At 67.4% G+C, this 15,356-nt stretch carries 11 protein-coding genes and 2 tRNA genes; 7 read left to right on the plus strand and 6 right to left on the minus strand.

All coding sequences use genetic code 11. The features are described 5' to 3' along the window. Positions 1-12: 12 nt before the first annotated feature. Both dnaE and ROY82_05900 read right to left on the minus strand, forming a co-directional pair. Entirely contained in the window at positions 13-3,837 is a 3,825-nt protein-coding gene (dnaE, locus tag ROY82_05895; GenBank protein ID MDT3681994.1) for a DNA polymerase III subunit alpha, read from the minus strand. Positions 3,838-3,964: 127 nt separating this feature from the next. Then, complete coding sequence (locus ROY82_05900) at positions 3,965-4,666, minus strand: succinate dehydrogenase iron-sulfur subunit (protein MDT3681995.1); 702 nt, start codon at positions 4,664-4,666, stop codon at positions 3,965-3,967. A gap of 263 nt (positions 4,667-4,929) precedes the next feature. Here ROY82_05900 and ROY82_05905 point away from each other — a divergent pair. The 3 genes from ROY82_05905 to ROY82_05915 all read left to right on the plus strand — a co-directional run bounded on the left by ROY82_05905 (position 4,930) and on the right by ROY82_05915 (position 6,767). Beyond that, positions 4,930-5,004: transfer RNA gene (locus ROY82_05905), tRNA-Cys, on the plus strand. A gap of 50 nt (positions 5,005-5,054) precedes the next feature. After that, positions 5,055-5,129: transfer RNA gene (locus tag ROY82_05910), tRNA-Val, on the plus strand. A 150-nt stretch (positions 5,130-5,279) separates the two neighbouring features. Next, positions 5,280-6,767, plus strand: coding sequence for an MFS transporter (locus ROY82_05915; protein MDT3681996.1), 1,488 nt, complete (start codon positions 5,280-5,282; stop codon positions 6,765-6,767). Between the two features lie 38 nt (positions 6,768-6,805). Here the strand turns inward: ROY82_05915 and ROY82_05920 are convergent, their stop codons facing one another. From ROY82_05920 to ROY82_05935, 4 genes are all read right to left on the minus strand, one after another. Continuing rightward, the gene (locus ROY82_05920; GenBank protein MDT3681997.1) at positions 6,806-7,513 is read right to left on the minus strand and encodes an NAD(P)H-hydrate epimerase; all 708 of its coding nucleotides are present in this window, start codon (positions 7,511-7,513) and stop codon (positions 6,806-6,808) included. 18 nt (positions 7,514-7,531) lie between these two features. Beyond that, a complete protein-coding gene (locus ROY82_05925; protein ID MDT3681998.1) occupies positions 7,532-8,272 on the minus strand; it encodes a YebC/PmpR family DNA-binding transcriptional regulator in 741 nt (246 codons plus the stop codon). Positions 8,273-8,410: 138 nt separating this feature from the next. Beyond that, on the minus strand, positions 8,411-8,917 hold the full coding sequence (locus ROY82_05930) for a DUF4384 domain-containing protein (GenBank protein ID MDT3681999.1): 507 nt from the start codon (positions 8,915-8,917) through the stop codon (positions 8,411-8,413). Positions 8,918-9,026: 109 nt separating this feature from the next. After that, positions 9,027-9,347: a hypothetical protein gene (locus ROY82_05935; GenBank protein ID MDT3682000.1), complete on the minus strand. Its 321-nt coding sequence runs from the start codon at positions 9,345-9,347 to the stop codon at positions 9,027-9,029. 149 nt (positions 9,348-9,496) lie between these two features. On the opposite strand from ROY82_05935, the gene ROY82_05940 reads away from it, so the two are divergent. The 4 genes from ROY82_05940 to ROY82_05955 all read left to right on the plus strand — a co-directional run bounded on the left by ROY82_05940 (position 9,497) and on the right by ROY82_05955 (position 15,330). Further along, on the plus strand, positions 9,497-10,531 hold the full coding sequence (locus ROY82_05940; protein ID MDT3682001.1) for a DnaJ domain-containing protein: 1,035 nt from the start codon (positions 9,497-9,499) through the stop codon (positions 10,529-10,531). Beyond that, positions 10,528-11,013, plus strand: a complete 486-nt coding sequence (locus ROY82_05945) for a helix-turn-helix transcriptional regulator (GenBank protein ID MDT3682002.1) — start codon at positions 10,528-10,530, stop codon at positions 11,011-11,013. The genes ROY82_05940 and ROY82_05945 overlap by 4 nt, the downstream gene beginning before the upstream one ends. Before the next feature lie 27 nt (positions 11,014-11,040). Then, complete coding sequence (smc, locus tag ROY82_05950; protein MDT3682003.1) at positions 11,041-14,451, plus strand: chromosome segregation protein SMC; 3,411 nt, start codon at positions 11,041-11,043, stop codon at positions 14,449-14,451. A gap of 105 nt (positions 14,452-14,556) precedes the next feature. Further along, positions 14,557-15,330, plus strand: a complete 774-nt coding sequence (locus ROY82_05955) for a biotin--[acetyl-CoA-carboxylase] ligase (protein MDT3682004.1) — start codon at positions 14,557-14,559, stop codon at positions 15,328-15,330. Positions 15,331-15,356 lie beyond the last annotated feature (26 nt).

Consider the following 15,356-nt stretch of genomic DNA (forward strand, 5'->3'; position numbering starts at 1 on the left):
CCGGAAGCGGCCTCAGAAGGGGGTGGCCTCCTGAGGTTGGTTCTTCCGTTGTTGCCACGCCCCCTGCGACTTCTCGGCCAGGAGCGCGAAGCGGTCGACCGTCAACCTTGCCTGCAGCCACGGGCAACTGCTCCGTAGCTCGTCGAGGGCGTCCGGGTCGACGGCCGCCCCGGCGAGGCTGTACAGGACCTGCTCCTCGTCCACCCTCAGGTCCAAACGCACTGGCGTCCGCCCCGAGTGTTCGTCCATCAGGGACCTGAGCTCGAGGAGTTGCTCGCGTGGCACCTGAGCGATGTCGAAGCTCAACACGGCGACCTCGGGCGCGCCCCCCGTGGACGCCGTCCTCGTGTCCCACCGGATCAGGCGCTCGACGATGGCCCTGACGCCCTCGCCCTCCTCGGAGAGCTCGACCAGCGCGACGACGGGCGCGTCTTCCTCCAGCAGCGGCGCCACGGAGTCGAAGGTGCGGCCGAACGCCAGCACCTCGCGAGCTCCGGACTCGTCCGCCACCTCGAAGCGCGCCATCATGCCGCCCTTGCGCGTGGGGCGCTTGACGACGTTCTGCAGCAGCCCGGCCAGGACGAGGCGCATGCGGCCGCCGCCCTGCGGTTTACCAGGTTGCTGAACCTCTTGCTGAAACGCCCGGAACGCGCGGTCTATGCCGTCCACGCTCACCGACGCCGCGTCGGCGAGGCCCGGGTACGAGTTCATGGGGTGAGCGCTGATGTAGAGCCCCAGCGCCTCCTTCTCGTAACGCAGCAGCGTCAGTTGGTCTATGGGCGGCGCGTCCTCGAGCCGGGGCGGTGGCACTTGTTCGGCACCGAAGAGGCTGAACTGTCCAAGAGCCGCTTGTTCGCGTTGCGCCGCCCCCCACTTCATGGCGGTATCGAGGTTGGCGAGAAGCAGGTGGCGCGCCTCCGTGTCCGCGGCGGAGCGGTCCGCTCCGCGGCCGGCGCCGGCTACCAACGAGTCCATGGCCCCCGACTTGATCAGGTGTTCGAGCGCGCGCCGGTTCACCACGGTCGTGTCTATGCGGTTACACAGGTCGAAGAGGTCCTTGAATGGACCCCCACGGTCGCGCTCGGCCAGAACGTGATCCACCGCGCCGTCGCCCACGTTCTTGATGCCGTAGAGCCCGAACCGCACGACCTCGCCCACCGGGGTGAAGTCGCCGCGTGAGGAGTTGATGTCGGGCGCCAGGACCTCGACACCGAGGTGAAGGGCGTCGGCGACGTACTGCGCGACCTTCTCCGAGTCGCCGCGTTCCACCGTGAGGAGGGCCGCCGCGAACTCGACCGGGTAGTGCGCCTTGAGGTAGGCGGTCTGGTACGACAGGACGGCGTACGCGGCCGCGTGCGACTTGTTGAAGCCGTAGTTGGCGAAGCGCTCGAGCAGGTCGAAGATCCGCGCCGATTCGGCCTGGCCGATGCCCTGCTGCGCCGCGCCCTCCTGGAACACGGAGCGCTGTTCGACCATCTCCTCGAGTTTCTTCTTGCCCATGGCGCGGCGCAGGAGGTCGGCCTGGCCAAGCGAGTAGCCGGCCACGGACTGCGCGATCTGCATGATCTGTTCCTGGTACACGGGTATGCCGTAGGTCTCTGCCAGGATGGGCGCGAGAAGCTTCTCGGAGTCGGGGAAGTCGGAGTAGTCCACCGGTTCCTGGCCGTGATGGCGCCGGATGTAGGTGGGGATGTTCTCCATCGGGCCGGGCCGGAAGAGCGCCCCTACCGCGATCAGGTCGTGGATCCGGCGTGGCCGCAGCCGCTTGAGGGTGTCGATCATGCCCGAGCCTTCGAACTGGAAGACGCCCGACGACTCGCCCCTCGCGAGCAATGCGAACGTCTCCTCGTCGTCGGCCGGGAACGAGTCGGGGTCCAAGGTCACGCCGCGCGATTCCTTGACGATGCGAACGGCGGCCTCGATGAACGACAGGGTGCGCAGTCCGAGGAAGTCCATCTTGAGGAACCCGAGCTCCTCGATCGAGCCCATGTCGTACTGGCACACGACGGGGCCGTCGCCGACCTTGAAGACCGGCGCCAGCTCCTGAACCTCGTGCCGCGCGATGATGACCCCGGCCGCGTGCACCGAGGCGTGGCGCGTCAGGCCCTCGAGCTGCCGTGCCACGTCGATGTACTCGTTGCCGCCCTGCTCGTAGGCCTCCTTCAGTTCGGGCACCTCACTCAGGGCCTTGTCGATGGAGATGCTGCGGCCGTAGTGCAGGGGGATCAGCTTGGCGATCTTGTCGGCCGCCGCGAACGGCGCGTCCATGACGCGAGCAGCGTCCTTGATGGCGGCACGCGACGCGAGGGTCCCGAACGTCGCGATGTGAGCCACCTTGTCGTGGCCGTACTTCTCCCGCACGTAGTCGATGACTTCGCCCCTCCTCACGTCGGAGAAGTCGATGTCGAAGTCGGGCATGCTCACGCGGTCGGGGTTGAGGAAGCGCTCGAACAGGAGGCCGAACGCCAGCGGGTCGATGTTCGTGATGCCGAGCGCGTACGCCACGATCGACCCCGCGCCGGAACCGCGGCCGGGTCCGACCGCAATAGCGTTGCGCTTCGCCCAGTTGATGAAGTCGGCGACGATCAGGAAGTAGTCGGGAAAATCCATCGAGACGATGACGCCCAGTTCGAACTCCACCCGGGCAAGCACCGTCTTCGCGGTCTCGTTGGCGTCCGACTCCTCGAACGCGGCGAGGTGCGGATAGACGTACCGCGACACGTTCTCGCCGTTCGCCTTGGGCCGGCGCCCGGCCTCCCCGGCACGAGCAAGGCCTAGCAGGACCTCGTTCATTGGAGCGGTAGCGGCGGGGGCGAAACCGGCGAGCGCGGCATACGCGCGCATCGTGCCCTCGTCTACCTGGGGGTAGCGCCGCATGACGCCCTCGTAGGAGTCCACCCGCAACTGCTCCGCGAGGGTGCGCCCCTCGGGCAGCGGCAGCTCGGGCATCTGGTAGGTGCGCTTGGAGCCTATCGGCAGGTCGACGTTGCAGAGGTCGGCCACGTGGTTCGAGTTGGCCAGCGCCCCGGGGTAATCCGACTCCGGCAGCGCCTCGGCCATCTCGGCAGGCGTCTTGACGTAGAACTCATCACAGGGGAACCGCATGCGGTGCTCGTCGCTCACCAGCGACTTGGTGCCGATGGCCAGGAGGACGTCGTGCGCGTGGGCATCGTCCTTATGCACGTAGTGGCCGTCGTTGGTGGCGACCATCCCGATGCCGTGCTTGTCTGCGAACTCCTTGAGTATCGGGTTGAGGAGCCGTTGCTCCTCCAGGCCGTGGTTCTGCAGTTCGACGAAGAAGTCGTCACCGAAGATGCTCAGGTGCTGCAGGAGCGCCTGCTCGCCCGCGTCGGGACCGATGTCGAGGATGGTCCTGGGGATCTGGGCGCCGAGGCAACCCGACAGCGCGATGACCCCTTCGGAGTGCTCGCGCAACAGCTCCAGGTCGACCCGAGGCTTCATGTAGAACCCCTCGAGGTAGGCGCGGCTGCTCAGGCGGCAGAGGTTCTGATACCCCTTGAAGTTCTTCGCCAGGAGCGTGAGGTGGAAGTAGCCGCCGTCGAGCTTGCTGGAGCCGCGGCGCTTCTCGAAGCGTGAGCCGGAAGCGACGTACGCCTCGAGGCCGATGATCGGCTTCACCCCCATGGAGACCGCCGTCTTGTAGAACTGCACGGCGCCATGCATGTTGCCGTGATCGGTCATGGCCACGGCGGGGTCGTCGGGGGAGACCTGCTTGACCCAGGAGACCAGGTCCTCGATGCGCGCAGCGCCGTCCAGGAGCGAGTAGTCGGTGTGTTGATGCAGGTGTGAGAAGCGCTGGGGCCCCGAGCTGGACATTGGCTCAGCTTACCGCGGTGAACCGCGGCCGCCGGGAACCAGGCGGGACTTTCCGTGCTCGCGGTGGCGCCCACCACATCTCCGTCAGCTACTCGCTTCGGTCGCCGCGTTCAGCCCGCGTCCAAGCTTAGGCGTCGCTCATAGCGATGAAGCGCTCCACTTCGATGATGTGCTCCGTGATGCGGATACCGCGCGGGCAACAGTCGGTGCAGTTATATGCCTTCCGGCAGCGCCACACGCCATCCGGCGGCCGCATGGCCTCCAGGTGCGCCTCGGGGTGCGCGTCTCGCGAGTCGAATATGAAACGGTGGGCGTTCACTATCGCCATGGGTCCGATGTAACGGCCGTTCGTCCAGAAGATTGGACACGAGCTCGTGCAGGCTGCGCAGAGGATACATTTGGTCGTATCGTCGAACACCCGGCGCTCCTCCCCGCTCTGGAGCCGTTCTCGCGGAGGGACTGCACCCTCTGCAGGGACCAGGTAGGGGCGGACCGCCTTGTACTGGTCGAGAAAGCCGTCCATGTCGACAATGAGATCCTTGAGGACGGGGAAGGCGCCCAGGGGTTGGATCTTGATCCTTGGACCTACGTCCCTGGCGAGCACCTTGCACGCCAAGTGGTTGAAGCCATTTATGCGCATGGCATCGGAGCCGCAGACCCCATGGCCGCAGGAACGCCGGAACGACAGGCTCCCGTCTTGCTCCCACTTGACCCGGTTCAGCAGGTCCAGCACACGCTCGGCGGGTTCGGCCTCGAGCTCGTAAGTCTCCCAGTGGGGCTTCTCATCACGTTCAGGATCGTAGCGCCTGATCTCCATCGTTACGTGCATGCCGACTCCCAACCGCGCCGCAATGGGCGCGAGAGACGGACATGGCGCCCTGCGGCTGCTGTCCAGGTGTTAGTTCGAGGCTAGCATGCGTTAGGTAGTGAGGTCGGGCAATTTGGCCGTGACGCTCACCTTGTGGATGGGGGGAGACCACGGTGCCGGTCCACGCGGCACAGTCGGAGTGGTCGGAGCACTTAGTGGAGCAGCGAAACGCGTTTCGGGCGTCGTTGACGCCCCTCACGGGGCGTGGTAACTTCTCTGGGCTTGGCGCCGTAGCCAAGCGGTAAGGCAGAGGTCTGCAAAACCTCGATTCACCGGTTCGATTCCGGTCGGCGCCTCCACTTCCCACCCGGTCGGCGGCGAGCCCCAACCGGTAGAAGTCAGATCGTAAAGGCGCGTAGCTCAGTGGGAGAGCGCTACACTGACACTGTAGAGGTCGACAGTTCAATCCTGTCCGCGCCTACCACCATCACACTCGGCGCCGCCCCGGTTGGAGCGGCGCCTATTGCTTGGCTTCGACGCAGCGATAACCTGCGGCCCGAGGGCGAGGTCATCTGCCGGGAAGCGATCGAGTAGCTGACATCACAGTGTTGACGCCGCCGCGCTAACATCAAGAGTGCCCGAGGATCCCCAGCAGCTAAAGGCGTACGTACCTGACCCCCACAGGTGGCGCACCCTGGGGGTGCTTTCGATCGTGTTGTTCATGTCTCTCATCGACGTGAGCATCGTGAACGTGGCTCTGCCGTCCATCCAGCTGGGGCTAGGGGCGACAGACGCTCAGTTGCAGTGGATCCTGTCCGGCTACGCCCTGACGTTCGGAGTGGGCCTGGTGACCGCCGGCCGGGCCGGCGACATCCTGGGCCGGGGCCCCCTGTTCATCGTCGGGGTGGCGCTGTTCACGCTCTCTTCCATGGCCGCCGGGCTGTCGCAGGACGCAACGCTGCTGAACATCGCTCGAGCGTTCCAAGGGATCGGCTCTGGCCTCATCAGCCCCCAAGTGGTTGGGATGGTGCAGCAGTACTTCCGCGGCGCCGAACGTGCCCGCGCCTTCGCCATCTTCGGCGCCGCCGTCGGGGTGTCGGTCGCCGTGGGGCCGCTCCTCGGCGGCTTGCTCATCCATGCCGGCGGCGTGGAGCACGGCTGGCGCTGGACCTTCTTCGTCAACGTGCCCGTAGGCATGCTGGCCATCGCGCTCGCCTTGCTCTGGTTCCCCAGACCGCTACTCAACAGGAACCTGCCACGAGACGCCCGCGAGAGAACGCAGAGCCGTGACCTCGACCCGGTGGGCGCAGTGCTTCTCGGCTTCGCCGTGCTGGCCCTGCTCCTCCCGTTCGTCGAGGCCAGGGCGGGCGCATGGATCTGGTTCTCGATACCCGTCGGCGTTGGGCTCGTGCTTCTATGGTTGTGGTGGGAGAGGCGCCAAAAGCGCCTTGGGCACCGGCCCATGGTCGATCTAGGCATCTTCAGAGTGCCGAGCTTCTCCTACGGCACTCTGCTCATCACCGTGTACTTCGTGGGCATCACGAGCGTCTGGGTGCTCCTGGCCCTCTACTTGCAGAACGGCCTGGGCCTTACGGCGCTGGAAACCGGGCTCATGGGCCTGCCTAGCGCCATCGTGTCGGGCTTCTCGGCACTGCTGGCCGGCAGGAACGTAGTGAAGCATGGCCGGAAGGTCGTGATCATCGGCATCTACAGCGCGCTCCTGGGCCTCGTCGCGAGCATGGTCGTCGTCTGGCTGAGGTCGCAGGGGCTCGCGAGCGAGTGGTGGCTGCTGCTTAGCGTGAGCTTCATCGGCATCGGGCAGGGCTCCGTGATCAGCCCGAACCAGACGCTTACGCTTGCCGACGTACCGCTGGAGTACGCGGGAAGTTCCGGTGGCATCATGCAGACGGGCCAGCGCATCGGCACGTCGATGGGCATCGCCATGATCACCGCGTTGGCCTTCGCCACGTTGGCGGTGAGCAGTTGGTCGGTGGCGTTCATCGCCGGCTTCGCGGGCATCACCGCGGTGGTGCTGATCACGCTAGCGATCGCCTATGCCGACCAGCGGCGGCGGGCAGGGCGACCTGGGCACGCTCCGTCGAGGCATGCACGGGCTGATTGAGCGAACTGGCGGTACGGCCGCCAGCCCGGTTGCCGGGTCTAGCTCGTGACCTCGGTAACGTATCCGGGCAGGTTCACGGGCGGTAATTGCAGGTTCTCGTATAGGGCCGGGGGAAGGCTGAGGTCGCCAACGAAAAGCCGACCGACGTTCCCACCCGGTTTGACCCCGACCTTGGGCAGCCCGATGCTCATCGTCAGCGTTGCGTGAACCACGTCTCCGGGAGTACTGCCGTCGTCGGCGCTCATGCCGGTGGGCATGTCGAGGGAGATGACGACGCTATCGGCGAGGTTGTTGAGCACCGTTATCACGTCCAGGGTGCGGCCACGTGGTGGGCCTTCCAAGTTGGTTCCGATGGCGGCGTCTATGACGCACCCGAACTTCATCTTCGGCAGGCTGGTGCGTACCTTGGCACGGTCGAAGTGTCTGAGGTGCTCCAGCTGCTCCTTCGGCGTGCCCGAATAGTTCTCGGCCTCGTGGGTCGGCACTACCCAGACCCTGCGGCCACGCGCCGCCAGCAGCCTGGCGGCCGCCAGGCCCCCGCTGCCGTTATTGCCGCGGCCCGCGACGACCAACACGGGTCCATCGCCGCCGAAAGCGTCTACGAGGGCAACCAGGTTGCGCGCCGTGTGCTCGACCAAGACGCGGTTATCGAGCCCGAACTTGCCGGTAGCGAGCATTATCAGTTGTTGCATCTGGTTGGCATCGATGGAAGGCAGGTCGTCCCAACTGACGAGCGGAAAGCTCATGCGCACCCTTTCTTCGGCTTAGCCGACGGCGTCGACGTCGTCCTCGACGTCGCTCAGGTCGGCGGTCGTGTAGACGTTCTGCACGTCGTCGAGGTCCTCGAGAGCCTCGAGGAAGGTGATGACTTTCCGGGATTCCGCGGCAGACAACACCGTCTGGGTCTGCGGCAACTTGGTGAGCTGCACAACGTCGACGGGCAGCTCGCGTGCTTGCAATCCCTCGACGATCGCGTAGAGTTCGGCGGCCGGGGTGTAGATGACCGAAACGCCGTCGTCGACCTCGAGGTCGTCGGCGCCCAGTTCTATGGCGGCGTCCTCTACTGCGCTGCTCGTGTCGTCGACGGTGATCATTCCCTTGGTGTCGAACTGCCACGCAGTCGAACCCGACATGTTGCCGCCGTGCTTGGTGAACACGTGGCGGACCTCGCCGGCGGTGCGGTTCTTGTTGTCGGTGAGAGTCTCGACGAGCATGGCCACTCCGGCGGGTCCGTAGCCCTCGTAGAAGGCAGGCTCGAAGTTTCCACCCTCGCCGCCGCCTAAGGCACGCTCGATGGCCCGGTCGATGTTGTCGACGGGCACGTTATCGGACTTGGCCGCCGACAAGGCGTTCCTTAGCGGCAGGTTGACGCTTGGGTCGCCGCTGTTGCCTGTGCGCACGGCCGACTGGATGGCCCGCACATGCTTGCTGATGACCTTGCCACGCTGCTTGTCGAGCGCACCCTTCTTCCGCTTGATCTGGGTCCACTTGCTGTGTCCTGCCAAAGTCGCGTTTCCTTTCGAAGGGCGCCGCGGCCGCACACGGCCGCAGCCCTCGCATTGTACTCCACCAAGAGAGCGTCACGGCCCGTTGGCGGCGCCGTGACGCGAAAGTAGCGTTCGCTGGTTGTTTTGCGGCGTGCCTCAGCGGATGTAGAAGGACGTCTCCACCACGTCGCGCACCGGGTACGGTCGGATCTCGATCTGGATGGCACTCGTCCACTCGCCGGCGCCGTAGCGTCCGGAGTAGCTGACGCTACCGTCGGTGCGCTGCGACGTGAAGCTCGCCCGCACCCGTTGCAAACCGGCCGGCGGGTTGACCGAATAAACGTGCCGGGCGTTGGGTAGCGGCAGGTAGGTGGTGCCGGCCTGCACCGGGATGTTTCGCTCGAACACGTAGACCTTGCCGTCGGGGTCAAGGGCCGTGAGCGTCACGTACCCGGCCTGGTTGGTAACGAGCCGGAACTGGACGTCCTCACCGACGTAATACGTGGAACGAGGGCCGCGCGTGGGCTCGAAGTTCTGGATGACTCCGGAGAGCGAGAGGTCGCCGCCGGAGAAGCCCCCCGGCCGCACGGTCACGGTGCACGCCGTGGCGAGCAGGGTGACGGCCAGCGCCACGAAGGCGAGAGCAACGGTTCTGTGTTTCATGTGGCCTCCTTGCGTTCTCTGACGAGTCTAGCAATGAGCGACATTCCCTCGACGCTCCTTGACCCACGGACCCTTAACCGTGCGTTGGGAGTTCCGGGACAGCGCCGCGCTAGGGCGCCTTGTCGACGTTACGGTCGTAGCTCGTCAGGAGGTAGGGGAGGTCGGTCTGCAGGTACCGGCCCCGCTCGTCGTACCAGTAGATATAAGCGCCGAGCGACTCGGCGCCCGTGCCGCCTTCGGAAGCGTTGCCCGACCGGGTGACTTTTCCATCGACCAGGCCGTTGAACACGACCTTCCCGTCGTATGAATAGACCGTTATGTACATACGCTGGGCGGTGTACTCCTGGATGCTGCGCCTGATGCGGTTCTGCGTCTCGTTACGGCATGCCGACAGGCCCCCTACCAGTAACACCGCAAGGGCCAACGCCATGAATAGCTTCCTCGAACTCCGGTTCACGCCTCACCTCCCGTCTTGGCGCGAGCGAACTGCTGCGGGCTCGGCCAGCGATCAGGATATCACCAGTTGCCCGGCGTCCACGACTTCAGTCTCCAGCGCTCAAGCAAAGTATGCTCAGTGCTGTGAGTTCCAGCACCCGCGACCCGTACGAGGTCTTAGGCGTGACCAAGGACGCCACGCCCGACGCGCTGAAGGCTGCGTATCGGCAGAAGGCCCTGCAGTACCACCCGGACCGCAACCCCGGCGACAAGGTGGCCGAGGAACGCTTCAAGGAGCTCTCGGAGGCGTACGCGGTGCTTCGCGACCCCGAGTCGCGCGCTCGTTACGACCGGTACGGACCCACGAGACCGGCGGGCTACCGTCACGACACCAGCAACGTCGATTGGAGGGAAGTCTTCCGCGAGGCCGACATCCACGTCGATTGGAGTGGTGGGGGAGGCGTACCTCACACCGGTAACGCCGTCTTCGACGCCCTGTTCGGCATGATGGCGGGCATGCTCCGAGGAGCGGGGCTCGTTGCCGGCCAGACGTACGAGCTGAGGCTGGGCCTGAGCCTGGGCGAACTCCATTCGGGCGCCTCGAAGCTGGTGACGGTGCCTGGACCCTGCGTCTGCCCGACCTGCAAGGGGACGGGCCGCCTTGACCCGGCCACCGCCGGGGCCCGGTCGCCGGGACCGTTCGAGGCCGGTGCGAGGGTTGCCAGCGTCGCCGCCTGCCCGGATTGCGGCGGCCGCGGCGTGCGGCGGGGCGGTGCAAGGGTGCAGGTGAAGGTGCCGGCCGGAGCGGGCGTCGGCAGCAGGCTGCGCCTCGCCGGTGTGGGCGGGCCCGGTAACCCGCCAGGTGACGTGTTGGTGCAGATCGGTTGGGTCCCGCCGGTCGGCGCAACGGCCCGCGGGAACGATGTGATCGGCCGGCTGGTACTCACACCGCTCGAGGCTTCGAGGGGCGCTACCGCCATGTTCGACGGCGTCCCCGTCAAGGTGCCCCCGGGTAGCGCCGGCGGTTCCACGATCCTGGTCAAGGGTCAGGGATTGCCCGGGTCCGGTGGCATTAGGGGCGACTTGCGCTTGACCCTTGAACTCTCTTGGTTGGAAGGTGCGGCTCGCGCGGCAGGCCGCTGGTTTCGTAAGCTTGCAGGAGGAGGCGAACCCAGTTGAGCTGGTCACGTATCTACGAGTTGCTGGCGCCGGCCGCTGCCGGCGGCGGCGGCCACGATGCAGATGACGTTGCGCCGGACAAGTCCCAGGATAAGGAACGCGGAGCGGTGGACGACCAACGCGCCATCGACCAGGACAAGCCCCTCTACGTCATCAGCGTGGCTGCCGAACTCGTCGACATGCATCCGCAGACGCTGCGCCTGTACGAGCGTAAGGGCCTGATAGAACCAAGCCGCAGCGCGGGCAAGACGCGGCTCTATTCGCAGCGAAACATCGAGCAGCTGCGCGAGATCAGGCGCCTGACGCAAGAACTCGGCGTGAACCTGGCCGGGGTGGAGGAGATCATCCGCCTCAGGCACCGCCTCGACGAACTGCAAGCGAGCATGGAGGGGCGGATCACGAACCTACAGGGCCAGCTGCGCGACCGCCTGGACACGCTGAAGAACCGCGCCCTGCCGCGTCCGCAAGACGACGAGGACTAGGCGCGAGCGCGTGAGGGGTTTGATCGAGTGCGCCTAGCGTCGCTGACCCTTCAGGGTTTCAAGAGCTTCGGGAACCGCGTCAGCATCGAGTTCGCGCCTGGCGTGACGGCCATCATCGGGCCGAACGGCTCCGGCAAGTCGAACGTGATCGACGCCCTGCGCTGGACGACGGGTGGCGGCCGAGCGCGAGAGTTCCGCGCCGCGGACAAGACGGACCTCATCTTCCATGGGGCCAGCGGGAAGCGTTCCGTGGGCCTCGCAGAGGTCGAGGTGGAACTCAGGGACGATCGCGTCAGTGTCAAGGTCTACCGTAGCATCGACCGCGAGGGCACCACCCGCCTGCGCCTGAACGGCCGCAGCGCTCGGCTCCTGGACGTCGAGGAGGCGCTCACCGGTAGCGGTCTCGGTCGCTCTGGCCTGGCGATCATCGGACAGGGTGAGGTCAGTCAGGTTCTCATGGCGGACCCGCAGAAGCTCCTCGACTACGTTGCCGAGGCGGCAGGGGTGGCACGCCTGGCCGGCCGGCGCGACCAGACGGTCCTGCGCCTCGAGACCGCAGCGCAGCACCTGGTTCGCCTCGAGGACGTCCTCAACGAGCTCGCGAGCCGCTGCTCGGAGTTGGAGGCGGAGGCGGAAGGCGCCAGGCTGCACTCCGCGCTGAGCGCAGAGCACCTCAGCTTGAGGTTCACGCTGGCCAGCCTGCGCGAAAACGCGCTCGTTACCGAACTGCGGGCCCTCGAGACGAAGCGCGGTCTGCTCGAGGCCTCGTTGGTGGAGGGTCGTGAGAGGCTCGCGGACCTGCGCGAGGTGGGCAAGGCTGCAGCCGGCGACCGTGACCGGGCCGAGGAGCGTTACCGGGAGGCCGCCGCGCAGCTGGAGTACCGCCGTGGCAACCTGCGCGTTGCCGAGGAACGCCTGGCGCGCCTAAGCGAGCGGAGCGCCGCCCTCGACTCGAGGACTGGCTCTGCCAAGGCCGAACTGGAGAAGTTGGCCCAAGCCACCCCACCCGCGCCCCCCGACGAGTCGCCGCGGGAGGTGGCCGAGCGTGCCGCGGAAACCTCGAGCTCGGAGCGCGAGGCGGCCGAGGAGTTGTCCACCGCAGCGGAGGTCGAGCGGGCCCACCGCGCGGAGTTCGAGCGACTGCGCGCCGCCTACGTGACGTTCGAGCGCGAGACCGCCGGCCTCGCCTCGAGGCGCGAGGCGGTCCAAACTAGTCTCGCGCAAGTGGAGGCACAACTCGGTTCGCTCGATCAGGACACGGAGGACGACCTGACGGGGCTGGCGGAGAGGCAGGCCTCGGCCGGCGAACGGTTGGCCGCGGCCGAGTCCCGCCTGGAGGCCCACCGAGCCGCCCTGCAGAGCGCTCACGAGCGGCACGCGCTGGCAGCGGCCGAGGCCATGTCGCGCGGCCGCGCCGCCTCCCGCAGTCGTCAGGCGTTCGAGGCTCGCAGGGGGTTCGCGCAGGGGCCCCGCAACGCGCTCGACTCCGGCATCGCCGGCGTAATCGGCGCCGTCGCCGACCTCTTGAGCGTGGCTCCCGAACACCAGGAGGCCATCGGGGCGGCCCTCGGCAGGCGCGCCGAGTACGTGGTAGTGGACGACGCCGGCACCGCCCAGGCGGTCCTGCGCCACGTGCGGCAGGCGGGGGGCTTCGTTACCGTGCTGCCCCTCGACCTCTTGAGGGCACAACCCAACCGTGGACTCGGAAGCGCCGGCGGTATGCCCGGCGTGGTCGCTCCCGCCACCGACCTCATCGTGAGCGACCCGCGCTACGAGACACTCTTCGAGATGCTCCTGGGTGGCACCCTGGTTGTCAGCGACCTGGACGCGGCAACCGCCATAGCCAAGCTACCCGGCGGCCGCCCACGGCTCGTGACTCGAGAAGGCGAGATCGTCGAGCCCACCGGCGCCATGAGCGGCGGCAAGCGTTCCCAACACGCCGCGGTGCTGGGTGCCGCGGCGGAACTCGAAGAGGCGGAGGCCGCGGCTGCGGCCAGCTCGGCGAGCGCGGAGGAGGCCGCCACGAGGCTCGCGACGGAGCAGGCCCTCGCGCGCGGCCTTCTGGCCGAACTTCAGACCGTGACCGAGGAACACCGCGCTGCAGCACAGGCACTGGCCGCCGCACGTGAGCGTCGCGCCGGCCGCGACAGCCTCCACGCCGACTTGAGCGCGCGCCGCCGGCAGTTGCGGGCCGACCTCGAGGCGTTGCCCGAACGCCCTGCCGGTGACGGGAGCGACCTTGCGGAGGCGGTTGCCACGGCCGAAGCCGGGTTGACCGAGGCCGTGGCCGCGTTGGAGAAGGCACGTTCCAAGCTCGAAGAGCGGCGCCTGGCTGCTGCCGAGGCCCAACAGGCCGTGAGCATGAGCGAGGAGCGGTGGCGCCTGTACGCCGAAGCCCGCGCAAGGTTCGCCGCCGGAGAAGAGCGCGCTGAACAGTTCCGGGCCGAGATAGAACTGATGGCCGAGAGTGGCGCCGTGCTGGCGCGGGAGCTGACGGAGGCCACCGCTGCGCGTGACCTCGCTAAGTCTGCCGTCCCCGCCGACCTAACACCGGAAGAGGGTGCCCTCGCCGAGGCGCGCAAGGCGCTCTCGACGACCGAGGCGCTACTGACCGCCGAGACCGAGGCCCAAGCGCGCCGCGCGCAGGAGCTCGAAGAGTCCAAGGTGCAGGCCGCGAGGCGCGAGACGGCGCTGGAGTTGGCCCAGGAAGAGCTGCGGTCGTTCTCCCCGGGCATCGAGCTGGTGGACGTGAGCGAGCGCGCCGCCCGCGCCCGTTTGCGTGAGGTCTCCGAGGCGCTCGAGGCGCTGGGCGCCGTCAACCACAGGGCGGTGACCGACCTAGCCGAAGTGGTCGAGCGCAAGGAGAACCTCGAGGTCGAGGCCGTCCAGGCCGCGCTCGCCGTCACTGAACTCCAGGCGGCCCTCGAGCGCATCGACAAGGAGACCAGCGCGCGCCTGAACGCCGCGCTGCAGCGCCTCCAGGCGTCGTTCAGCGGCCACGTACGGCAGCTCTTCGGCGAGGGTGGCCAGGGCGGCATCGAGGTCGAGGCCGAGGGCAACCGGCCCACCGGCTTGCGCATCCGGCTTCAGCCACCAGGCAAACAGACGCAGTCACTGCACCTCCTCTCGGTAGGGGAGCGGACGATGGGCGCACTGGCATTCCTCTTCTCCCTCATAGCCGACGACGCGGGCGGCCTGCCCGTGGCGGTACTGGACGAGGTGGACGCGCCGCTTGACGAAGCGAACATCCGGCGTTACGGCTCCTTCGTGCGCCGCCTGGCCGCAGAGGGCACACAGTTCGTGCTGATAACGCACCAGAAGGCCACCTTCGAGATCGCCGAGACGTTGTGGGGCATCACCTCCGAGCAGGGTGTAAGCCGCGTGTTCAGCATCAGGCGTGAAGAAGCGGCAAGTGAGGCCGCCGGCGCGCTGCGATGAGCGGGCAATGGTGAGACCCGCTGGCCCGGAGCGGTGAGTCCCGGTGACCTGGCCCGGTGAGTCCCGGTGAGCGGGAGCGGTGAGAATCGGCCGCGGCTCCACACCGTGAGGACCGAAACGTATGCGTCGCTGCCGTCCACCCAGCAGCTGCTGAAGGAGCGCGTCCGGCGGGGTGAGGGCGTGGACGGCCTGGTGGTTCGCGCGCGAGAACAGACCGCCGGCCTGGGCAGGCAGGGTAAGCGCTGGACCGGACCGCCCGGCGGGAGCTATCAGAGCGTTGCCTTTGCCGACCCGACCGGGCAGTTGAGGCGCACCTACACCGCGCTGGCGGTAGCCATCGGCATCGCCGAGGCGCTTTGCGCCGCGGGCGCGCCAGTGAAGGTGAAGTGGCCGAACGATCTCTACCTGGCGGACGGCAAGTTGGGCGGTGTGCTCAGCGAGTACGTGCGTGGGCACCTGGTCGTGGGCATCGGAATCAACGTGGCGAACGAGGTGCCGGCCGGCGCGCGGGCCCTCGGAGGCTGGGACGTGAGCACGGTGGGCGATCTCGCCCTCGCCGGTGCCAGGCGCGGGCTGGAGGACCTCGTGCTGGGCGAAGCCGCCCGCGACGTGGAGCCGCCCGGCGCAGGTGAGGGCGATCCGGCATCGGCGCGATCTGAGGCCCTGCCGGCAGGGAACAGCGCTCAGGCCGGCAACCGTCGGCTGACCGACCGGTACGCGGCTTTGGACCTTCTCACAGGAATGCAAGTCGTAGTAGCCACGGCCGCAGGCGAGGTGGCTGGGGTGGCCCACGGCGTCGACGCTTCGGGCTCGCTTCTGGTCTTGGGCCCCACCGGGGTGCAACGGATCATTAGCGGAAGTGTGGTTTCTTGGGGCTGACGTCGTCGTCGGCGCACCGGGTCCGC

Origin of the sequence: Truepera sp., assembly GCA_032027045.1 — a bacterium.
Taxonomy (GTDB): Bacteria; Deinococcota; Deinococci; order Deinococcales; family Trueperaceae; genus JAAYYF01.